At 73.8% G+C, this 21,838-nt stretch carries 15 protein-coding genes and 3 pseudogenes; 14 read left to right on the forward strand and 4 right to left on the reverse strand.

The window, feature by feature from the left end; genetic code table 11:
- Positions 1-403: 403 nt before the first annotated feature.
- Both ABD981_RS00405 and ABD981_RS00410 read left to right on the forward strand, forming a co-directional pair.
- On the forward strand, positions 404-5,344 hold the full coding sequence (locus ABD981_RS00405; RefSeq protein WP_123954978.1) for an FG-GAP-like repeat-containing protein: 4,941 nt from the start codon (positions 404-406) through the stop codon (positions 5,342-5,344).
- Between the two features lie 117 nt (positions 5,345-5,461).
- Positions 5,462-6,082: an L-threonylcarbamoyladenylate synthase gene (locus ABD981_RS00410; protein WP_046910618.1), complete on the forward strand. Its 621-nt coding sequence runs from the start codon at positions 5,462-5,464 to the stop codon at positions 6,080-6,082.
- Positions 6,083-6,101: 19 nt separating this feature from the next.
- On the opposite strand, the gene ABD981_RS00415 is transcribed toward ABD981_RS00410, so the two are convergent.
- The 3 genes from ABD981_RS00415 to ABD981_RS00425 form a co-directional block, all read right to left on the reverse strand.
- A complete protein-coding gene (locus ABD981_RS00415) occupies positions 6,102-7,043 on the reverse strand; it encodes a serine/threonine dehydratase (protein ID WP_046910619.1) in 942 nt (313 codons plus the stop codon).
- Between the two features lie 56 nt (positions 7,044-7,099).
- On the reverse strand, positions 7,100-7,717 hold the full coding sequence (locus ABD981_RS00420) for a TetR/AcrR family transcriptional regulator (protein WP_046910620.1): 618 nt from the start codon (positions 7,715-7,717) through the stop codon (positions 7,100-7,102).
- A gap of 181 nt (positions 7,718-7,898) precedes the next feature.
- Complete coding sequence (locus tag ABD981_RS00425; protein ID WP_382748217.1) at positions 7,899-9,131, reverse strand: amino acid deaminase/aldolase; 1,233 nt, start codon at positions 9,129-9,131, stop codon at positions 7,899-7,901.
- 232 nt (positions 9,132-9,363) lie between these two features.
- Between ABD981_RS00425 and ABD981_RS00430 the strand changes: the two genes are divergently transcribed.
- From ABD981_RS00430 to ABD981_RS00480, 12 genes and pseudogenes are all read left to right on the forward strand, one after another.
- The gene (locus ABD981_RS00430) at positions 9,364-10,692 is read left to right on the forward strand and encodes a D-arabinono-1,4-lactone oxidase (protein ID WP_046910621.1); all 1,329 of its coding nucleotides are present in this window, start codon (positions 9,364-9,366) and stop codon (positions 10,690-10,692) included.
- 23 nt (positions 10,693-10,715) lie between these two features.
- Positions 10,716-12,071 carry a carboxylesterase family protein gene (locus ABD981_RS00435; protein WP_123954979.1) on the forward strand — a complete coding sequence of 452 codons (1,356 nt, stop codon included), beginning with the start codon at positions 10,716-10,718 and terminating at the stop codon, positions 12,069-12,071.
- 73 nt (positions 12,072-12,144) lie between these two features.
- A complete protein-coding gene (gene cpt / locus ABD981_RS00440) occupies positions 12,145-12,678 on the forward strand; it encodes a chloramphenicol phosphotransferase CPT (protein ID WP_240495404.1) in 534 nt (177 codons plus the stop codon).
- A gap of 151 nt (positions 12,679-12,829) precedes the next feature.
- Positions 12,830-13,648 carry a tetratricopeptide repeat protein gene (locus ABD981_RS00445; protein ID WP_131723924.1) on the forward strand — a complete coding sequence of 273 codons (819 nt, stop codon included), beginning with the start codon at positions 12,830-12,832 and terminating at the stop codon, positions 13,646-13,648.
- Between the two features lie 164 nt (positions 13,649-13,812).
- Positions 13,813-14,802 carry an alpha/beta hydrolase gene (locus tag ABD981_RS00450; RefSeq protein ID WP_046910624.1) on the forward strand — a complete coding sequence of 330 codons (990 nt, stop codon included), beginning with the start codon at positions 13,813-13,815 and terminating at the stop codon, positions 14,800-14,802.
- Positions 14,803-14,815: 13 nt separating this feature from the next.
- Positions 14,816-16,375, forward strand: coding sequence for a DUF8189 domain-containing protein (locus ABD981_RS00455; RefSeq protein WP_046910625.1), 1,560 nt, complete (start codon positions 14,816-14,818; stop codon positions 16,373-16,375).
- A pseudogene (locus ABD981_RS38715) lies at positions 16,324-16,716 on the forward strand (hypothetical protein); the annotation flags it as partial. The gene ABD981_RS00455 and the pseudogene ABD981_RS38715, both read left to right, overlap by 52 nt.
- Positions 16,717-16,849: 133 nt before the next feature.
- A pseudogene (locus ABD981_RS00460) lies at positions 16,850-17,854 on the forward strand (PLL family lectin); the annotation flags it as partial.
- 95 nt (positions 17,855-17,949) lie between these two features.
- Positions 17,950-18,147 carry a hypothetical protein gene (locus ABD981_RS00465; RefSeq protein WP_123954980.1) on the forward strand — a complete coding sequence of 66 codons (198 nt, stop codon included), beginning with the start codon at positions 17,950-17,952 and terminating at the stop codon, positions 18,145-18,147.
- A 153-nt stretch (positions 18,148-18,300) separates the two neighbouring features.
- Positions 18,301-19,098: an FHA domain-containing protein gene (locus ABD981_RS00470; RefSeq protein WP_205628266.1), complete on the forward strand. Its 798-nt coding sequence runs from the start codon at positions 18,301-18,303 to the stop codon at positions 19,096-19,098.
- A 76-nt stretch (positions 19,099-19,174) separates the two neighbouring features.
- Positions 19,175-20,555, forward strand: a pseudogene (locus ABD981_RS00475) (serine/threonine-protein kinase).
- A gap of 103 nt (positions 20,556-20,658) precedes the next feature.
- Positions 20,659-21,468 carry a polysaccharide deacetylase family protein gene (locus ABD981_RS00480; RefSeq protein ID WP_046910627.1) on the forward strand — a complete coding sequence of 270 codons (810 nt, stop codon included), beginning with the start codon at positions 20,659-20,661 and terminating at the stop codon, positions 21,466-21,468.
- Between the two features lie 6 nt (positions 21,469-21,474).
- On the opposite strand, the gene ABD981_RS00485 is transcribed toward ABD981_RS00480, so the two are convergent.
- On the reverse strand, positions 21,475-21,726 hold the full coding sequence (locus tag ABD981_RS00485; protein ID WP_046910628.1) for an EF-hand domain-containing protein: 252 nt from the start codon (positions 21,724-21,726) through the stop codon (positions 21,475-21,477).
- Positions 21,727-21,838: the final 112 nt, after the last annotated feature.

The following is a 21,838-nucleotide window of genomic DNA, read 5'->3' on the forward strand; positions in this document are numbered from 1 at the left end:
TTCGAACACTCCATGAGATCAAGATGAGAGTAGCGTGAAACATGTCATGATCACGCATCAGGGGACGGCGCTGAACCTAACAGTGCGACCCGTGGGCGTCGAGACGGACCCCTGAAAGCCTCTGAGGGGGCGTCAGGGGGAAAGTGACTGGTTGGCGGGGAGAAAGGGGCCGAAGCGGGCGGAATTTGAGACTCCGTCAACCGTGCCGCAACGAAGGCGTGGTCTGTTGGTCGTCCCCACCCATCGCTTCACATGAAAGCCCGCGCTGCTGCTACAAATAATCGAACGCCAACGGCCGATCGTCGAGGTGGCCGAATCGTGGCCTTCGGCGAGCGGTCGGGACAACCGATCTCGGACACCCGCTCCGGCGCGGTGACCGACCCGACCTCCGAGGACCCACTCCGTGAGACCCACCCCGACGCGCGCCCGCGTCGACGATCCGCCCCGCCGCGGCAGAGCGGCCCGTGTCACCGCCGCGGCCCTCGCCGCCGTGCTGCTCGGCACCCTGCCCGCCACCGAGGCCGGCGCCGCCACCACGGCACCCGCCCCCGGCAAGGGCAAGGCCGCCGAGCGCGCCGCCGCTCCGAAGCGCGCCGCGAACGCCGCCGACACGGCCCTGCACGCTAAGGCGACCGCCGAGGCCAAGCGCACCGGCAAGGCGGTCGAACTCCCCTCGAAGCGCACCGAGACCGACGACGTCTGGGCCAACCCGGACGGCACGTTCACCCAGAACCACGCCCTGACCCCGATCCGGGTCCTGCGCGGGGGGAAGCTGGTCACCGCGGACACGGGGCTCAGCCGGCAGAGCGACGGCCGGATCGCCCCCCGTGCCACCCGTGTCGGGCTCACCTTCTCCGGCGGCGGCAAGGCCCCGCTCGTCACCATGCGCAAGGACGGCCGGGACATCTCCCTGACCTGGCCGAAGGCGCTGCCCGCCCCGCGCATCGAGGGCGACACCGCCGTCTACCCCGAGGTCCTGCGCGGCGTCGACCTGCGGGTCACCGCCGACGTGACCGGCTTCTCGCACCAGCTGGTCGTCAAGAACCGCGCGGCCGCCGACAACCCGGCCCTCGCCTCCCTCGGCTTCGGCCTCAAGGGCAAGGGCGTGACCGTCCGCAAGGAGGCCAACGGCGAGCTGCGCGCCCTCGACCCCGCCGGCAAGGCCCTCTTCACCTCGGCCAAGCCGCAGATGTGGGACTCCGGCGCCGACCGCCCGGCCGCCGAGCCGGCCGCCGCGCCCCAGGCCCGTACCGCCGCCCGCGCCGCCAAGGCCCCGGCACCGGTCGCCGACCGGGTCGCCGCCGTCGACGGCATCTCGACCGGCACCCGCCAGGCCGACCTCGGCGTCGACCTGAGCGGCGGCACGCTCACCCTCACGCCCGACCGCAGGCTGCTGACGGCGCCCGGCACCACCTACCCCGTCGTCATCGACCCGCAGTGGCGCGACGACTGGAAGTCGGCCTGGGCCCTCGCCTACAAGCACAACTCCTTCCCCAACTCGGCGAACACCAACTACTGGAACGGTGGCACGCTCAGCAAGGAAGCCCGCGTCGGCTGCGCCAAGGACGCCGCGAACAACAACAACGTCGTCTGCGCGAAGACCTTCTTCCAGGTCAACATGGGCGCCCTGTGGGACAAGCAGATCCTGTCCTCCACCTTCCGCATCCAGCAGAAGTACGCGGGCTCCTGGAGCTGCAAGTCCGGTGACATCCAGATCTGGGACACCGACGGCATCGGCGGCGGCACCACCTGGAACAACCAGCCCGCCTGGAAGCGCATGGTGGACTCCTCGGGCCAGTCCTTCGGCGGGCGCAACTGCCCTGGCGACGGCGACCTGATCGAGCTCAACGTCACCTCCGCGGTGACCGACGCGGCCCGCTGGCACTGGCCGGCCTGGACCATGGGCCTCAAGTCCGCCAACGACACCGTCGACGTGTCCTGGCGCAAGATGAACCCCGACAGCGCCCGCATCTCCACCCAGTACAACACCGTGCCCGACTCCGTCGGCGAGCGCGGCTCCGACCCGTCGGTGTCCTGCGGCGGCGGCATGATCGGCACCACCGACCAGGTCGTGCTCCGCGCCCGCGTCTCGGACGGCGACGACAACAGCATCCGCGCGGAGTTCAACTACTGGAACGACAAGGACTACTGGGGCACCATCAAGCGCCCCCAGGTCTGGGTCACCAGCGGCAACGTCGCCCAGGTCCGCATCCCCGCGGCCGAGCTCCCCACCGGCACCTACCGCTGGGACGTGCGCGCGCTCGACGACTACGCGGCCGGCCCCTGGGCCGGTCAGTGCGTCTTCAGCATCGACGCGACCCGGCCCGGCCACCCGCCGAAGGTGTCCTCTCCCCAGTTCCCCGAGAACGACCCGGACAACACCTCGCAGGCCCGCACCAAGGGCGTCTTCACCTTCAACGCCAACGGCGAGTCCGATGTCGTGAAGTACCAGTGGTGGACCGAGTCCGACCCCAAGGTCCGCGAGGTCCCCACGAGCGTCGCCGGCGGTGAGGCGTCCGTCGAGTACACGCCGTCCACGACCGGCCCGCAGACCCTGTTCGTGCGCAGCCTCGACGCGGCGAACAACCGCTCCGACCTGAAGGCGTACCTCTTCTACGCCAAGCGCAAGCCGACCCGCGACAAGCCCGGCGACCTCAACGGCGACGGGACCGTCGACATCTGGAGCGTCGACCCGGGCTCGGGTCACCTGTGGATGCACCCCGGCAAGGGCGACGGCACCTTCGACCTCTCCAAGAAGCTGAGCAACCGGGGCCCCTTCGGCGACGCCGTGTCCCTGTCGCACCGGGGCAGCTGGAACACCGACTACTACGAGGACCTGGTCGCCCTGCGCCCGGCGCCCGGCGGCGGCCGCAAGGACCTGATCGTCTACCCGGGCAACGGCGACGGCGACCTGCAGCCGGTCGACGCCAACCGCATCGTGCTGGCCACCGCGATGGAGGACAACGACAAGTGGGCCCAGGCCGACCAGGCCGTCGTCATCAGCAGCGTCGACGACGACAGCAAGGACGGCAAGGTCGATGCCAATGACCAGCCCGACCTGCTGGTCAAGGCCGGCGCGGAGCTCTACCTCTACCTCGGCTCGACGGGCGCCTACCTCGACGTCACCGACGCCGGCTTCCGCCCGCCGATCCTGCTCGGCAACGCCGACTGGCAGAACATGACCCTGATCGCCCCCGGCGACCTCAACGGCGACGCGCTGCCGGAGATCTGGGCCCGCGACAAGGTGACCGGCAAGATCCACCAGTACACCAGCCGGGTCACCACCGACACGGCTTCGGCGACCGTCGCCGACCTCACGGTGTACGGCGAGGCCTCGGCCCGCACCACCGCGATAGCCACCGGCTTCACCACTCCGCAGAACCTCCAGAGCAACGGCGACTTCGAGGGCAACGGCTACGCCGACCTGTGGTCGCGCGACGCCACCGGCGAGATCACCGAGTTCCCGGGCCGCGCCCCCAGTGGCGGTTCCTCCTTCGGAGCGGGCCGCAGGCTCGTCCTCGGCGGCACCCCCTGGACCGAGTGCCAGAGCTTCACCTCGAACGAGACCGGCACGCACAGCCTGTGCGGACCGATCCTGGCCAAGTACCTGGCGAAGGGCGGCCCGGGCGGCTACGGCTACCCGACCACCGACGTCCTGGTCCCCGCCGACGGCGAGGGGCGGTACGCGGGCTTCCGCGCCAACGGCGTCGGCGGCGAGAACGCCTCCATCTACTGGCACCCGACCACCGGCGCCTGGATGGTCCAGAACGGCATCCGGGACTACTGGAGGTCGCTCGGCGGCGAGAACGGCTTCCTGGGCTACCCGACCTCGGACGAGTCGACCACCTTCGAGAGCGACGCCTGGGTCACCACCTTCCGCGGCTCCGGCGGCGAAGGCGCGATCTACTGGACGTACGACTTCGGCGGCCGTTCCATCCACGGCACCATCTACAAGAAGTACCTGGAGCTGGGCGGCCCGTCCGGCTTCGGCTACCCGACCACCGACGAGACCAACGTCGACGACGGCATCGGCCGGTACAACCACTTCCGCCGCCGCGGCGAGACCTCCGACACCCGCTCCATCTTCTGGACCACCACCACGGGCCAGGCCTGGGGCGTGTGGGGCAGCATCCGCAACAAGTGGCTGTCGCTGGGCGCCGGGAAGAGCTGGCTCGGCTACCCGCAGTCGGAGGAGTACGACGTGGCGGGCGGTCCCCGGACCGACTTCCAGAACGGCTACATCCGCCACAACCGCTGGACCGGCGCCACCGACGAGCACCACTGGAACGACCGCACCGACGGCCTCCGCAAGGAGCTGGCGGGCGACTTCAACGGTGACGGCCGCTCCGACCTGGCCACGGTCTACGACTACGGCAGCGACGCGATGAGCCTGTACACGCACGCGGCCAAGGCGGACGGCGGCTTCGCCGCGCCCGTGGTCGCCCACACCAACCCCGCGTGGACCTGGCGCGTCTCCCAGTCCCAGTGGATCTCCGGCGACTTCAACGGTGACGGCCGGGACGACCTGGCCGCGCTCTACGGCTACGGCGACGGCGCCAACGGCATGTTCACCTTCCTGGGCAAGGCCGACGGCACCTTCACCTCGCTCGGGCGCAGCGCCTACACGGGCCCGGGCAACTGGGACGCCACCAAGGGCAAGCTGGTCGCCGGCGACTTCAACGGCGACGGCCGCGACGACGTGGTCATGCTCTACGACCACGGCAACTGCGACACCGGCGCGTACACCTTCCTGTCGAAGGCGGACGGCACCTTCAACAACATCTTCGGCAGCTGGCGCTCCGGCGCCGGCAACTGGTGCCAGGGCCAGACCAAGTTCGTCGGCGGCGACTTCAACGGCGACGGCCGGGACGACCTCGTCGGCCTCTACGGCTACAACGACGGCTCGGTCACCGCGTGGACCCTGCCGAGCAAGGCCGACGGCGGCTTCGCCACGACGGTCCCGTCCTGGCACAAGAACCCCGGTCTGTGGGAGTGGTGGCGCTCCAAGCTCACCGCCGGCGACTACAACGGCGACGGCCGCGCCGACCTGGCCGTGATGTACGACTACGCCTACGGCAACGCGTCGCTGTTCACCCTGACCGCCAAGCCGGACGGCGGCCTCAACGAGGACGTCCGCAGCTGGCAGGCGCCCGCCAACACCTGGCACGTCCAGGAGGCGTCGTTCCCGGTCTCCGGCGACACCGACAAGGACGGCCGCGAGGACATCGCGATCATGTACAACGACGGAACGGGCGGCACCGCGGCCCACACCTTCAAGGCCCGTCCGGACGGGGGCTTCGAGAACCCCCTGAAGAGCTGGCAGGCCGCCCCGGGCACCTGGTGACCCCGGCCTGACCCGCACCTGAACGGAACATCGCCCTCCGGGACCCCAGCGGTCCCGGAGGGCGACGTGCTTCCGGCCCGTTTCTCCCGGAGGGGCGGATTCCCCTAGGCTCGGACGATGGCGAAGTACTTCGACGTTCATCCGCAGACCCCGCAGACCCGGACCATCGGCACCGTGGTCGACAGCCTCCGGGCCGGCGCCCTCATCGCGTACCCGACCGACTCCTGTTTCGCGCTCGGCTGCCGGCTCGGCAACCACGACGCCCTGGAGCGCATCCGGTCGATCCGGCGCCTCGACGACCGGCACCACTTCACCCTGGTGTGCGAGAACTTCGCGCAGCTGGGCCAGTTCGTCCAGGTCGACAACGACGTGTTCCGGGCGATCAAGGCGGCCACGCCGGGCAGCTACACCTTCATCCTCCCGGCCACCCGGGAGGTGCCGCGCCGGCTGATGCACCCCAAGAAGAAGACGGTCGGCGTCCGCATTCCCGACCACACCGTGACCCGCGCGCTGCTCGCCGAGCTGGGCGAGCCCCTGGTGTCCAGCACCCTGCTGCTGCCCGACGAGGCCGAGCCGCTGACCCAGGGCTGGGAGATCAAGGAGCGGCTCGACCACGTGCTGGACGCCGTCGTGGACTCGGGCGACTGCGGCACCGAGCCCACGACGGTCGTCGACTTCTCCGGCGGCGAGGCCGAGATCGTACGGCGCGGGGCGGGGGACCCCTCGCGCTTCGAGTGACGGCCGGGCCGGTCCCGGGTCAGCGCCGAGGGGCCGCCACCAGGTCGGAGGGGTCGGTGTTCGCGCCGCAGAGCACGACGCAGACCCGCTCGCCGGGCTCCGGCCGGTAGGCCGTGCCCAGCGCCGCGTGGGCCGTGGCGGCGGCGTGCTCGACGGCGAGCCGGCGCTCGTCCCACAGGGAACGGCGGGCCCGGACGATGTCGGCGTCGGTGACCAGGACCGAGCGGACGTGGTCCTGGCGGGCCGCCTCCAGGGCCGCCGCGGAGGCCCGGCGGGCGCCCAGCGAGTCGGCGGCCACCGAGTCGACGGCGACGTCGACGGGCCGGCCGGCCTCCAGTGCCGCGTGCAGCGCGCGGCAGTTCTCCGGCTCGACCGCGACCACGCGGACCCCGTGCGCCCGGGCGGCGGCCGCGACCCCGGCGAACAGCCCGCCGCCGCCGACCGAGACCACCACCGTGTCCAGGCCGGGCAGCCCCCGCTGGACCTCCTCCAGCAGGGTGCCGGCGCCGGCGGCGATCAGCGGGTGGTCGTAGGCGTGCGAGGCCAGCGCGCCGGTCTCCGCGGCGAAGGCGTCGGAGGCGGCGAGGGCCTCGGCGTACTCGGTGCCGACGAGCCGCACGTCGGCGCCGTAGCCGAGCAGCCGGTCGACCTTCACCTTCGGCGCCGTGGTGGGCAGGAACACCGTCGCGCGCGCGTCCTGGCCGCGGGCCGCCCACGCGCAGGCCAGCCCCGCGTTGCCGCCGGAGGCGATCGTGACGCCGGCCGCCGGCAGGGTCCCGGCCTCGCGGTGCGCGAGCAGGAAGTTCAGCGCGCCGCGCGCCTTGAAGGAGCCCGTGTGCTGCATGAGTTCGAGCGCGAACGACACCCCGTCGCCGTCCCCGGGGGCGACCGTGACGGGACGGACATGGCCGGCGATCCGGTCGGCTGCGGTCTTGACGTCGGCGTGGCTCAGCATGTGCACGTGCGGCTCCAGACTCGGGTGGTGGTGCGGCCGTACCCCGAACCCTGCCATACGGGTCAGACGGCGGCGGCCGGTTCCGCGACGGGCCTGACCAGGGTGACCAGGTGGTCGGCGTACGCGTCGAGCGCCGCGGCGGCCGCCTCGTCGTCCCGGTCGATCAGCCAGTTCAGGGTGAGCCCGTCCAGGACGCTCAGCCCGTACCGCGCCAGCACGGGCAGCGGCAGGGTCCACTCGGCGCCCGAGCGGCGGGCGATCGACTCCAGCTGCCGCAGGCTGACCTCGGTGTAGTGCCGGTACTGGCCGCGGGCCACGTCGGCGAGGCCCGGCTTGCGCAGCGCGTACTGCGTCAACTCGTACGTCAGGAGGTGCTCGTCAGGGTTCTGCCGCACCCGTTCCCAGTAGGCGCGCAGGGTGCCCCTGACCACCTCGTCCACCGTCCCCTCCCCGGCGGCCGGGGAGGCCGGCGGGTCCAGGGCGCGCAGCATGATCCGCTCGATGACGCTGTGGAGGAGCTGCTCCTTGGCCCGGAAGCAGTAGTGGAACGCGCCGAGCGGCAGCCCCGCCTCGGCGACGACGGCACGGGTGGTCGCCTTCGCGACGCCGTCGCGGATCATGACCCGGATCGCCGCGTCGATCAACTGCTCGCGTCGCTCGTCGGCCGAACGGCGGCTCATGGGAACTCCCGGGGGTGAGGGCGGTGTCGGGGCACGCTATCCCGTGCCGGGCGGCGTCACCGTGGCCGGGGGCCGGGCCCGGATGGCGTCCGCCGGGTCGTGCGGGGTCGGCGCGCGCCGGGGCCCGGGGCGTGCTGCCCGGGCCCCGGCGCCGCGCCCGCGGCGCGGGCCCGGTCCGCCGTCACAGGAACGCGTGGCCCTCGCCGCGGTAGGTGGGGACGACGTCCACGATGCTGCCGGCCTCGACGAGGTGGAGGCGGTCCACGCGTTCGCACAGCTCGCCGGCCTTCGCGTGGCGGAACCACACGCGGTCGCCGAGCCGCAGCTCGTCGGCGGCGTCGCCGACGAGGGGCGTCTGGACCTCGCCCGCGCCCTCCTGGGCGAGCATCCGCAGACCGGCCGGCCACACCGGGACCGGCAGTCGGTCGAGGCCCGCCGGGCCGGAGGCGGTCCAGCCGCCGCCGAGGACCGTCACGTGCCGGGGCGCGGGGCGCCGGACGACGTCGAGGGCGAAGTACGCGGCGGGCAGCGGCCGGAAGGCGCGGTAGTGGTCGAAGAGGGCGGGGGAGTAGATGCCCGAGCCGGCCCCCAGCTCGGTGATCGCCGGCTCGGCCGAGGTCCCCTCCAGGCTGCCGGTCCCGCCGCCGTTGACGAACTCCAGCGGGGCGACGTCGAGCACCGAGCGCACGGCCGCGGCCCGCCGCCGGCGCAGCTCCCTGGCCGACGCCCGCTGGACCAGCCGCAGCGCCGAGCGGGTCAGCGGCGAGCCGGGCTGGTCGTCCCCGACCCCGGCGATCTGCCCCTCGTACGACATGACGCCGACCAGCCGCAGCCGCGGCCGCGCCACGACGGCCCGGGCCAGCGCGGCGGCGGCGTCGGGGCTGTGCAGCGGCGAGCGGCGCATGCCCAGGTGGATCCGGCCGCCGAGCAGCCGCAGCGAGGCGTCCAGGTCCAGGCAGACCCGTACCGGGGGACCGTCCGCCCCGAGCACCGCGTCGAGCAGGTCGAGGTGCTCCAGCGAGTCGATCATGATGGTGACGCGGGCGGCGGCCCGCTCGTCGGAGGCGAGGGCGCGCAGCGGGGCCGGGTCGGCGCAGGGGTAGCCGACCAGGATGTCGCCCACGGTCTCGTCGGCGGTGCGCGCGAGCCACAGGGCCTCGGGCAGCGTGAAGGCGAGGACGCCGGAGAAGCCGGGCATCCGCAGGACCTGCTCGATCAGCGGGCGGCAGCGCAGCGACTTGCTGGCCAGCCGGATGGGCTTGCCCCCGGCGCGGCGGGCCATGCCGGAGGCGTTGGCGTGCAGCGCGCCGAGGTCGACCACGGCGAAGGGCGGGCTGAGCTCGGCGGTGGCGCCGCGCAGCTCCTCGAAGGACATCGGCGCGGCGGCGGCACGGAGGGCGGTGGTGGCCGGCAAGGCTGCTCCCTGACTTCGGTCCTGCGGATGCGGTCCCGCGGGTTCGGCCCCCGCGGGTTCGGTCCTGTGTCTGCGGTCCTCTGCGGTCCTGCTGGGGCGCCACCTTCTCCCGGCCGCCCGTCCAAGTCAATGGTTCAGGACGCTTGACTTGGACAACTGACCGAGTTCAGTCTTCCGTCGACCGCGCCCGGTACGGACGCGGACCGCCGATCCCTACGAGAGGACCCCGGGCATGACGAACGTGGCGGGCACGTGGAGCAACTGGTCGGGCAGCGAGCACGCCAGCCCCGTACGGGTGCTGCGCCCGATGGACCCCGGCGAGGTGGTGGCCGCCGTCACCGCCGCGGCCCGCGCCGGGAACCGGGTGAAGGCCGTCGGGGCCGGCCACTCCTTCAGCCCCGTCGCCGTCGCCCCGGACGTCCAGCTGCGCCTGGACCGGCTCTCCGCACTGGAGTCGGTCGACCGCGCGACGGGCCAGGTCACCGTGGGCGCGGGCATGCCGCTGTGGCGGCTCAACCCGCTGCTCGCCGAGCACGGACTCGCGCTGGAGATCCTCGGCGACATCGACCGGCAGACCGTCTCCGGGGCCATCTCGACCGGCACCCACGGCAGCGGCACCCGCTTCGGCGGCATCGCCACCCAGGTGCGGGCCCTGGAGCTGGTCCTCGCCGACGGCAGCCTCGTCACCTGCTCGGCGACCGAGCGGCCCGAGCTCTTCGCCGCCGCCCGCGTCGGCATCGGCGCCCTCGGCATCCTCACCCGGGTGACGCTGCAGTGCGTCCCGCTCTTCGCGCTGCACGCCCGGGACGAGGCCCGGCCGGTCGAGGAGACCCTGGCCCGCGTGCACGAACTGGCCGACGCCAACGACCACTTCGAGTTCTTCTGGTTCCCGCACAGCGGCACCACGCTCACCCGCAGCTTCCGCCGGCTGCCCGGCGACACCCCGCCGGCCCCGATCGGGGAGTTCTCCCGGCGCCTCGACGAGACGGTCAGCGGCACCGGCTTCGACCTGCTCAACCGGCTCGGCACCCGCTTCCCGGCCCTGGTCCCGCCCATCACGCGGTTCGCCGCCCGGGCGATGTCCGCCCGCGAGTGGACCGACCTCTCCCACAAGGTCTTCGCCTCGGTCCGCGACGTGCGCTTCCACGAGGGCGAGTTCGCCATCCCCCGGGAGGACGTCGTGGACGCGCTGCGCGAGATCAAGCGCTGGATCGACCGCAACGACGAGCGGGTGTCCTTCCCGCTGGAGGTCCGCTTCGCCGCGCCCGACGACATCTGGCTCTCCACCGCGTACGGGCGCGAGAGCTGCTACATCGCCTTCCACCAGTACCACCGGATGCCCCACGAGCGGTACTTCCGGGCCTGCGAGGAGATCCTCGGCTCCTTCGGCGGGCGCCCCCACTGGGGCAAGATGCACCAGCTGGACGCCGCCGCGCTGCGCCCCCGCTACGAGCGCTTCGACGACTTCACCGCCGTACGGGACGAGGTGGACCCGACCGGAGTCTTCGCCAACGCCTACCTCGACCGGGTGCTGGGTCCGGCACCGGAGTCCGCCAGGTAGGAGCCGGGTAGGACACTGGGCGGGTGACGAGGGAAGACACCAACGGGAACACGACGGTACTGACGATCCGCCAGGGGAGCCTGCGGGGCGTGACGGACGGCGGGGTGAGCGCCTTCCGCGGCATCCCCTACGCCGCCCCGCCGGTGGGGAGGCTCCGCTTCCGCCCGCCCGCCGACCACCCCGGATGGCCGGGGGTCCGCGACGCCGGCGGGGCCGGGCCCTCCGTGCCCCAGGGGCCCGGGCGGCTCGCCCCGGTCATGGGCGCGCGGATCCCGGACTGGGACGAGGCCGGCTGCCTCAACCTCAACGTCTGGACCCCGCGGGGCGCCCCCGCCGACGGCGCGGACCGGCCGCGCCCGGTGCTGCTCTGGTTCCACGGCGGCGGTTTCACCAGCGGCTCCGGCGGCTGGGACTGGTACGACGGGGCCCGCCTGGCCGCCGCCGGGGACATCGTCGTGGTCACCGCCAACTACCGGCTCGGGCCGCTGGGTTATCTCCACCTTCCCGAGGCGGGCGCCGACAACCTCGGCTCCCGCGACCAGGCCGCCGCCCTGCGCTGGGTACGGGACACCATCCGCGCCTTCGGCGGGGACCCCGCCCGGATCACCGTCGGCGGCCAGTCCGCGGGCGCGTACTCGGCCCTCGCCCTGGCCCTCGACCCGGAGACCGGCCCCCTGGTCCACCGGCTGATCCTGCAGAGCGGCCCCTGGAACCTCCTGCCGCAGTCACCCGCCGCCGCGGACCGCGCCGCGGACCTCTTCCTCGACCTGCTCGGCATCGCCCGCGACGAACACCTCGCCAAGGCCCTGCGCGACGTGCCGGCCGGCGACCTCCTCGACGCGTACGGGCGGGTCGCGGCCGAGCTCGCCCGCCCGGGCGACGGAGCCCCGCCGATGCACCCCGTCCTCGGCGGCGCCGGACACCCGACCGCCTGGCCGACGGCCCTCGCCGACGGCGCGCTCGCCGGCAAGGGCGTCCTCGTCGGCAGCACCGAGCACGAGGCCACCGCCTTCCTCGGCCCCGACGCCCCGGCCGAGCTGGTCGCGGCCGTCACCCGGGCCGCCTTCGGCGAGGGCGTCGACACCCTGGCCCGGGAGTGCGCCGCGCACGGCACCCCGGCGCACGTCTACCGCTTCGCCCGCGTCTCCACCGCCGTACCGGGACTCGGCGCGCCGCACTGCTCCGACCTCCCGTTCGCCTTCGACCGCCTCGACGCGTACGCGACGGCGCCGATGCTCGGCCCGGTCGACGCCCGGGACCGAGAGCTGGCCCGCGAGTTCAGCGGTGCGCTGGCCGCCTTCACCGCCACGGGGGACCCGGGCTGGCCCGCCCACCGACCCGAAGCCGCGCCGTACGTACGGCGGTTCGCCCGGGAGTGAGCCCCCCCCGTCAGGCCGCGACGCGCACCGAAATTCGTTATCAGGCCCCGCGGGAGCGGCCTAGGGTGGCGCGGTGACGACTCAGATGATCATCCTCAACGGCGGTTCCAGCGCCGGGAAGTCCGGAATCGTGCGCTGCCTCCAGGCGGTGCTCCCCGACCCCTGGCTGGCCTTCGGCGTCGACTCGTTCGTCGACGCGCTGCCCGCCCGGATGCAGGCCTCCGACGAGGGCCTCGAGATCGGGCCGGACGGCGAGGTGAGCGTCGGGGACGGGTTCCGGAGCCTGGAGCGGGCCTGGGCGGAGGGCATCGTCGCCATGGCCCGCGCCGGCGCCCGGATCGTCGTCGACGAGGTCTTCCTCGGCGGGGCCGAGTCCCAGCGGCGCTGGCGCGAGCACCTCGACGGGATCGACGTGCTGTGGGTCGGCGTCCGCTGCGAGGCCGCGGTCGCCGCGGGCCGCGAGATCGCCCGCGGGGACCGGGCCCTGGGCATGGCCGCCCGCCAGGCCGGGCAGGTGCACGAGGGCGTCGCGTACGACCTGGAGGTCGACACCACGCACACCGAGTCGCTGGAGTGCGCACGGCGGATCGCGGCCCACGTCCGCTGAGGGGCCCGTCGGCCGACACGCGACCGCGCACGCGGCCGGGGAGGGCCGGAACGCGAGACCGACCGGAACGCGAGACCGACCGGAACGCGAGACTGACCGGAACGCGAGACCGACCGGACACGAGACCGGACACGAGGGGGAGACGGTGGCGGTGACGGAACAGGAGGCGCGCGAAGCCTTCGAACAGGGGGTGCGCGAGCGGGCGGAGGGCCGGGTCGACGCCGCCCGGGACGCGTTCGTCCGCGCGGCCGGCAGCGGACACCCCGACATAGGGCCCATGGCCCTGGCGAACCTGGCCGTCCTGGAGGCGCAGGCCGGGCGGACCGCGCAGGCGCGCGCCGCCTTCGAACGGGCCGTCGCCACCGGGCACCGCGACCACGCGCCGCAGTCCCTGTTCAACTACGCGGTCTTCCAGCAGCGCAACGGCGAACCCGCGCACGCCCGCGAGCTCTACCGGCGCGCGGTCGACAGCGGGCATCCCGAGCACGCCCGCAAGGCCCTGCTCAACCTCGCGAACCTGGCGGCCCACGGCGGCGGGCTGGACGAGGCCTGCGCCCTGTTCCTGCGCGCCATGGAACCGCCGTTCCGCGGCGACACCGCCCAGCGGGCGCACCGGCGGCTCGTCGAGGTCGATCCCGGACGGCTGTCCGAAGGGCGCGAGGTCTACCTGCGGGCCCTCGCCGACGGGGACGAGCGGACCGCGGCACAGGCCCGCGTCCTGCTCCACGACCTCGACCCCGGGCTCCTCCTGCCCGGCGAACGAATCGTCCTCGGGGCGCTTAGCCTCGAACCGGCCGGCATCGAGTCCGCGGAGTGGGCCGCCGGGCGGCCGCCGGCCTACGGCAGCGGGCACCTCGACGTGTACACCCACGACGGCGCGCAGCACACCGTCTTCCTCGACCTGGGGGACCCTTACGACCGGCGCGGCTACGAGGCCCTGCGGCGCCTCCTGGGGCCCGGCCGGATCTGACCCGGATCTGGCCCGGATCTGGCCCGGGCCGGCCCCGGGCCACCTCCCTAGCCCAACCGTCCGCGCCTGTCAGTCCGTAAGGTTCCGGATTCACGACCCGGGGGAAGCGTCGCTACCGTCCGAACGCCCAGCGTGGGTACCGTCGCGTCTACCAGGAGGTCACGTTGACCGCGCACCACCCCACCCGCAGGAGCATCCTCAAGTCCGCCGGCGGGTTCTCCGCCGCCCTGGCCCTCGGTGCCGGAGGCGTGCTCGCGGCGGCGCCGTCGGCCGCGGCGGCCGGAGACGGCTTCGGCCTGCGCATCGTGGACCGCAACGAGAGCGACCACCGGATGTGGTACTACCGCTTCGCGACCGACGCGATCGGCTGGAACCCCGGGGTCAACGTGCTGCTCCCGGACGACTACCACTACAGCGGCCGCACCTACCCGGTCCTCTACCTGTTCCACGGCGGCGGCAACGACCAGGACTTCATCACCTTCGACCGCGAGGGCGTCCGCGACTGGACGGCCGGCCGGCGGATCATCGTCGTCATGCCCGACGGCGGCCACGCGGGCTGGTACTCCAACCCGGTCAGCTCCAACGTCGGCCCCCGCAACTGGGAGCACTTCCACATCAACCAGCTGCTCCCCTGGGTCGAGGCCAACTTCCGCACCTTCGCCGAGTACGACGGCCGCGCGGTCGCCGGCTTCTCCATGGGCGGCTTCGGCGCGCTGAAGTACGCCGCCAAGTACTACGGCCACTTCGCCTCCGTCAGCGCCCACTCCGGCCCGGCCAGCCTGCGCCGCGACAACGGCCTCGTGGTCCACTGGGCCAACGCCTCGTCCGCGGCGCTCGACCTCGGCGGCGGCACGGTCTACGGCGCCCCGTTCTGGGACGAGGCCCGGGTCAACGCCGACAACCCCGTGCAGCGCATCGAGAGCTACCGCAACAAGCGCGTCTTCCTCGTCGCCGGCACCAGCCCCGATCCGGTCAACTGGTTCGACACAGCGAACGAGACGCAGGTCCTCGCCGGCCAGCGGGAGTTCCGCTCCCTGCTCGACCGCGCAGGGATCCCGCACGAGTCGTACGAGCTGCCCGGCGGCCACTTCATCCGCCGCGACATGATGCAGCGCGACATCGACGGCATCATCGCGCGCCTGCGCAAGGCCTGACGGGGGGCCTCTCGTGCTGCTCGCTCCTCCCCGGCGCGCCCTGCGCGTCCTCCTCGCCGCGACCGCGGCCCTCGCGCCCGGCCTCCTCGTGGCCCCGCCCGCCACCGCCCAGCCCGCCCCGCCCGCCACCGCCCAGCCCGCCACCGCCCAGGCCGCCCGGTCCGCCGACCGGACGGCGGCCTGTCCCGCCGAAGGCGAGGTCACCCAGCGCTACCACAGCGGCCACAACGGCGTGGACATCGGCAACGCCATCGGTACGCCGATCCACGCCATCGGCGACGGCGAGGTGACGCACTCCGGATACGCCGACGGCTACGGCCAATGGATCCGCATCCTGCACCCCGACGGGCGCATCTCCGAGTACGGGCACATGTACCAGCGCTTCGTGTCCGTCGGCGAGCACGTGACGGCCGGCCGCCGGATCGCCCTGATGGGCCAGGAGGGCAACTCGACCGGCCCCCACCTCCACCTGAGGATCTGGGGCGACTCCTCCACCTCGTACGGCATCGACCCCGAGGTCTACCTCGCCGAGCACGGGGTGACCCTGCCCTGCGTCCCCGGAGACGTTCCGCAGCCCAGGCCCCTGGTGTACCCGGCGGAGTCCGGCCGGGTGGTCTCGGCCCGCTCGGCCGACGGCCGGCTGGAGGTCTTCGCGGCCGGCGCCGACGGCGTGCACCACGCCTGGCAGCTCGCCTCGAACGGCGAGTGGTCGGCCTGGGAGTCCCTCGCCGGCCCGGGCGGCGCGGAGCTGGCGATCGCGCCGAACGCGGACGGGCGCCTGGAGCTGTTCGCGATCAACGGGAACACCTTCCAGCACCGCTACCAACTCGCGCCCTCGGGCGGCTGGTCGGGCTGGGAGAGCTTCGGCGGCGGCGGGCGCGACATCGCCGCAGGGGTCAACGGCGACGGCCGGATCGAGGTCTTCGCCTCCGGTCCGGTCGGGCTCTTCCACCGCTACCAGACCGCGCCCAGCGCCGGCTGGTCCGGCTGGGAGCCGACCGGCGGCGGGCCCGCCGACGCCCGGGTCGAGATGGAGAAGGCCCCGGACGGGCGCCTGGAGGTCTTCGCCCTGAACGGGAACACCTTCCAGCACCAGTACCAGACGGCCGTCGACGGCGGCTGGTCGGCCTGGGAGGAGTTCGGCGGCGGCGGGCGCGACCTGACCGTCGACCACAACCAGGACGGGCGGATCGAGGTCTTCGCCTCCGGACCCGTGGGCGTCTTCCACAAGTACCAGACCGGCCCCGCCGCCTGGTCCGGCTGGGAGCCGACCGGCGGCCCCGCCGACGCGCAGCTCACCAGCGAACGGACCTCCGACGGCCGGGTCGAGGTCTTCGCCCTCAACGGCACGGTCGCCCGGCACCTGTGGCAGACCGGGGTCAACGCCCCGTACGGCCAGTGGGCCGACTTCGGCGGCGGCGGTACCGAGGTCACCGCGACGAGCAACGCCGACGGCCGCATCGAGGTGTTCGGCACCAGCCACGCCGGGATCTACCACAAGTGGCAGACCGGGCCCACGACATGGTCCGAGTGGGCGTGGGTGAACGCCACCGCCGGCCCCGCGATCGATTGAGGAGACAGCAGGTGAGAACCGCACGGCGCTCCCCGAGAGCGCTCCCTCTGACCGTCCTGTCGGCGTTCGCCTCGCTGCTCCTGGCGGCGGGTGTCCTCGGCGGCGCCTCGCCGGCGCAGGCCGCGACGAGCGACCTCTGCGCCCAGGTCGGCTACAACGCCGGATTCCGCGGCGACGGCCTGGTCACGGCCGTCGCCGTCGCCCTCGCGGAGTCCAGCTGCGACCCGTCGGCGACCAACACCACCAACAACACGCCCCCGTCCCGGGACCGCGGCCTGTGGCAGATCAACGACTACTGGCACCCCGAGGTCGACGACGCCTGCGCCTACGACGCCCAGTGCAACGCGAACGCCGCGTACACCATCTCCAACGGCGGCACCAACTGGCAGCCCTGGTCCACCTACAACGCCGGCGTCCACCGGCGGCACCTGGACGAGGCGCGCGCCGCGGTGGACCGCCTCGGCCGCCCGGGTCCCCGGGCCCGCGCCGCTCGTGTACCCGGCGGAGTCCGGCCGGGTGGTCTCGGCCCGCTCGTCGGACGGGCGGCTGGAGGTCTTCGCGGCCGGCGCCGACGGCGTGCACCACGCCTGGCAGCTCGCGGTGAACGGCGCCTGGTCCGACTGGGAGAGGCTCGCCGGCCCGGGCGGCGCGGAGCTGGCGATCGCGCCGAACGCGGACGGGCGCCTGGAGCTGTTCGCGATCAACGGGAACACCTTCCAGCATCGCTACCAACTGGCCCCCTCGGGAGCCTGGTCGGGCTGGGAGGCCTTCGGCGGCGGCGGACGTGACATCGCCGTCGGCGCGAACGGCGACGGGCGCCTGGAGGTCTTCGCCTCCGGTCCCGTGGGCGTCTTCCACAAGTACCAGACCGCTCCCGACGGCGGCTGGGCCGAGTGGGAGCCCACCGGCGGCGGACCGGCCGACGGACGGCTGGAGGTGGAGAAGTCCCCCGACGGGCGGCTGGAGGTCTTCGCCCTCAACGGCGAGGTCTTCCAGCACCAGTACCAGACGGCCGTCAACGGCGGCTGGTCGGCCTGGGAGGAGTTCGGCGGCGGCGGGCGCGACCTGACCGTCGACCACAACCAGGACGGGCGGATCGAGGTCTTCGCCTCCGGCCCGGTCGGCGTCTTCCACAAGTACATGACCAGCCCCACCAGCTGGTCCGGCTGGGAGCCGACCGGCGGCCCCGCCGACGCGCAGCTGACCAGCGAACGCTCGCCGGACGGCCGGGTCGAGGTCTTCGCCATCAACGGCAGCGTCGCCCGGCACCTGTGGCAGACGGGGGTCAACGCCCCGTACGGCCAGTGGGCGGACTACGGCGGCGGCGGTACGGAGATCACCGCGGCGGCCAACGCCGACGGCCGCATCGAGGTGTTCGGCACCAGCCGCGCCGGGGTCTACCACAAGTGGCAGACCGGATTCTCGTCCTGGTCCGAGTGGGCCTGGCTCAACAGCACCGCGGGCCCCGCCGTCGACTGACCCGACCCCCGCGACCGGCCGAGCCCGCCCACGTACGGCTCGGCCGGTCGCGGGACCCCCGAGAACCATGCATCCGATCAGCAGACGGCGGCTCGATGCCCCGGCGCGTCCAGCTCGCCCCGGCCGCCGCCGCGCCGGCCGACGCCACCGGCCGCGTCCACCTCCTCGCCGTCACCGTCGACGGACGGATCCGGACCCGCGTCCAGGCCCGGCCCGGCGGCGGCCGGCAGCCGTGGGCGGCGTTCGGGGACCGCGCGGTCGCAACGCCCAGGTCGAGCTCCCCGGCCCCCTGACAGCCCGTCACGAACGGCACATGCGGGGCGAACCCGCACGCAGGGGCCGCGCGCAGGCCCGTGGAAGTGGCCGATGCCACTGGGTGCACCACCGGTTGCAACCGGTAACGTTCGGTGTGTCGGAGTGGGGTCGGCACGCGGGACGGGGGAGCGGTGAGCGGGATTGTCATCCACCTGCCGCAGGGCAGCGGCGGAGGCGTGGACGGGGAGGCGCGCGCGGACGCGGTGACCCTGAGGCTCGGGCCCGGGCAGCGCGCCCGGTTCGGCCGGGGCTCGTCCGGCACCCCCGTCGAGCTCCGCCTCGCCGACGCGGCCATCTCCCGGCTGGCCGGCGAGATCCGGGCGACCGACGACCACTGGCAGCTCAGCAACCTCAGCAGCACCCACAGCTACCTCGTGGAGAACCCGGAAGGGGCCGGCGAGTACCTGCGCGTCCCGCCGCGCCGGGCGGGTGCGCCCATCCCGTTCGAGTTCTCGCGGGTGGTGCTGCCCACCCGCCGCGACACCACGGTCTTCTTCCAGGTGTTCGCGCCGGACCACGTCTACCTGGACCCGCGGGGGACGGGCGGCCCCGGCGGGAGCCGCACCCTCACCGCGTACTCCCTGGACGAGACCGCCACCTACTTCCTGGTGCTCGTCGCGCTGTGCGAACCCTGGCTGCGCGACCGCTCGCCGGTGGCGGTGCCGACCACCCCTCAGGTGGTCGAGCGGCTGCGCGGCCACGCCGCCTGCGCGAAGCTGACGGCCCGCGCGGTCAGTTCGCACATCGACTACCTCGCCGACGAGAAGCTGCGGATCGGCGTTCCCGGGGCGGCCGACACCGGCCGGTCGGACCGCAGGAACGGCAAGCGCGAGGCCGTGGTCGGCCTCGCCCTCAAGTTCGGCATCGTCCGCGAGGAGCACCTCGCCCTCTTACCCCCGGGTGCCGAACCCGCCGAGCGCGGACGGTAGGGGCGTGGTGCGGGTGGACGAGCGGACCGTCACCTGGGAGAGCGGCCGGCCGGAACCGCTGCCCGAGGGCTATCGGGTGGGCGACTGGATCGTCACCGAGCCGATCGGGTCCGGCGGCTGGGCGACCGTGTACGCGGCGCGGCCGGCCGAGCCGGCCGAGGGCGGGCCCGAGGAGGTCGCGCTCAAGATCATGCCGACCGCCGGGCTCGCGCCGCGCCAGGCCCGCGACGTGGCCGAGGCCGCCGCGAGGGAGGTCGGACTCGGCCGCCGGGCGGCCCACCCCCGGCTCGTGCGGCTGCTGGACTCCCTGGTCCTCGGCGCGTCCGAGGACCCGTCCCTGGACGGTGCGATCGTCCTCGTCATGGAGCGGGCCGCGGGCAGCCTGCGCGAGCTGCTCGACGCCGGGGTGACCGAGGCCGAAGGGGCACGCCTGATCACCGGGATCTGCGAGGGGCTCGCCCATCTGCACCGCGCGGGCTGGGTGCACACCGACCTCAAGCCCGAGAACATCCTCATCGGCCGGGACGGCTCGGTGAAGCTCTCGGACTTCGGCTTCGCCACCGAACTGAGCGGCACCCACGGCTACACGCCCCCGATGGGCACCCTGGACTACCTGCCGCCCGAGCGGGGGCCGGGAGCCGCTCGGCGAGCGCGGCGTCCGGGTCCGCCCCAGCGCCGACGTCTGGGCCCTGGGGATCGTCATCCACGAGGTGTTCGCCTCCGGCGCCTCGCCGTTCCCCGGCGCGACCCCTGCGGCACGGACCGCCGCCGTACGGGAGTACGCGGAAGGGCGTGCCCCGCTGCGGATGGACCACGCCGTCCCCGCGTTCTGGCGCGAGCTCGCCGCCGACTGCCTCGCCCCCGGCCACGAGGCCCGCGCCGCGCACACCGCCGAGAGCCTGCTCGACCGGATCGCCTCCCGCCCGGCCCCCCGCGCGGGCCGGGGCCGTGGGGCCCGCGCGGGCCGCGGGCGGTCCCGGCTGCTCGGGGCCCTGCTGGCCGTCGCCGTGTGCGCGGCCGCGGGCGGCGCGCTCCGGTGGTACGCGGGGGGCGGGGCCGGCGGGCGGGACGGCGAAGGCCCGGCCCCGCTCCGGGTGTTCAACGCGGAGCGCGGCTGCCAGGGGCGCACGGACCGCGACCGGCAGTGCAGCCTCGGCCTGGCGATCGACCCGCTGCGGCCGTACACGGCCCGGAACGTCGTGCCGGACAGGGTGTGGCACGGCGACGTCCTGGAGGCGGAGTGCCGGCTGCCCGACGGGCTGCCGGTCATCGACGAGGAGGACCGCACGTCCACCGTGTGGTTCAGGATCCGCCTCCCGCGCGAGGGCGGGGACGTGACGGCCTGGCTGCCGGCCGTCCGCACCAAGGACCGCCCGGCGTTGCCGAGGTGCCCGCACCCCACGCCGTCGGCACCGTCAGCACCGTCCTCGGGCACGGGAGTTCCCGGATCGTCATGACGAAGGTGTGACATTCGTGTCCGGAATGCCGGAAACCTTCCCGCGGTGTCGGCCGTCCTCCCTTCTGGGATACGGTCAGGAACCTACGGGGAGTGGGCATTCCATGGGAGAGAAGCGCAAGTACACCACGCACATAGCCGTGGTGGCGTCGGCGATAGGTCTGAGCCTGGCGGCATGGGGCGCGGCCGCGCTGACGGATCCGGAGACCGCGGCGGGAGCCGGCGCCGCTCCGGGCACGCACGCACCCGTGGGAGGGGACAAGGGGACGGGCACGGGACCCGCCCAGGTACGGCCGGAGAAGGTCCCCGAGAGCATCGCGCACGCCGCCGAGGCGGGCGGCTCGGCCGTCAACATCACGATCGACGACGGCCCCGACCCGCGATGGACGCCCAGGATCCTGGACATCCTCAAGGAGAACGACGTCAAGGCCGTGTTCTGCATGGTCGGACCGAACGCCCGGGAACACCCGCAGCTCGTCAGGCGGATCGTCGCCGAGGGCCACAAGCTCTGCGACCACACCATGGACCACGACACCTCGATGGACAAGAAGTCCGTCGCGTACCAGAAGCGCCAGATCCTGGACGCGAAGAAGCTGATCGAGGACGCGGCCGGCGGCGCGAAGGTCGAGTACTACCGTGCCCCGGGCGGCGCCTTCACCCCGGACAGCCGGCGCATCGCCGCCGCGGCCGGCATGCGCCCGCTCGGCTGGAACGTCGACACCAAGGACTTCGAGCGGCCCGGCACCGCCTCGATCGTCCGCACGGTCAAGCACGAGCTGTCCAACGGCCCGACGATCCTCTTCCACGACGGCGGCGGCGACCGCGCTCAGACGGTCGCGGCCCTGGACCAGGTCCTGCCGTGGCTCAAGGAGCAGGGCCGCACCTTCAGCTTCCCCGTACGGACCACCCCGTGACCCCCGTCACCAGCCGAAGCGGCGGTCGACCAGGGCGGCGAACTCCTCGAAGCTGAGCACCCGGTCGCCGTTCTGGTCGGCCTGGTCGAACAGCGCGGACGCGGCGTCGTCGTCCCCCACGCCCCAGACCGGGATCACCCCCCGGGCGGCGAGCGTCGGTCCCTTGGCGCGCAGGGCGCCGATGACCTCGGCACGCGTGAGGGCGCCGTCCTGGTCGAGGTCGAGCGCGTCGAAGAGGATCCGAGCCTTGTCGCTCATCGTGTGTCCCGTTCCCTGATGCGTGGTCGCAGCGGCCGTGTGCCCTGCTGTGCGGAAGGACGCCGGGGACGCCCCGGAAGTTGCCTCCTTCCGCTGAAGGCACGCCGTGCCC

The sequence above is a fragment of the Streptomyces showdoensis genome (genome assembly GCF_039535475.1).
Taxonomy (GTDB): Bacteria; Actinomycetota; Actinomycetes; order Streptomycetales; family Streptomycetaceae; genus Streptomyces; species Streptomyces showdoensis.

Bases quoted from the DNA above. Each gene is read 5' to 3' on its own strand.
- ABD981_RS00410 (WP_046910618.1), top strand. From the start codon at position 5,462: ATGGCGAAGTACTTCGACGTTCATCCGCAGACCCCGCAGACCCGGACC.
- ABD981_RS00420 (WP_046910620.1), bottom strand. From the start codon at position 7,717: ATGAGCCGCCGTTCGGCCGACGAGCGACGCGAGCAGTTGATCGACGCG.
- ABD981_RS00430 (WP_046910621.1), top strand. From the start codon at position 9,364: ATGACGAACGTGGCGGGCACGTGGAGCAACTGGTCGGGCAGCGAGCAC.
- ABD981_RS00465 (WP_123954980.1), top strand. From the start codon at position 17,950: ATGCCCCGGCGCGTCCAGCTCGCCCCGGCCGCCGCCGCGCCGGCCGAC.
- ABD981_RS00480 (WP_046910627.1), top strand. From the start codon at position 20,659: ATGGGAGAGAAGCGCAAGTACACCACGCACATAGCCGTGGTGGCGTCG.
- ABD981_RS00485 (WP_046910628.1), bottom strand. From the start codon at position 21,726: ATGAGCGACAAGGCTCGGATCCTCTTCGACGCGCTCGACCTCGACCAG.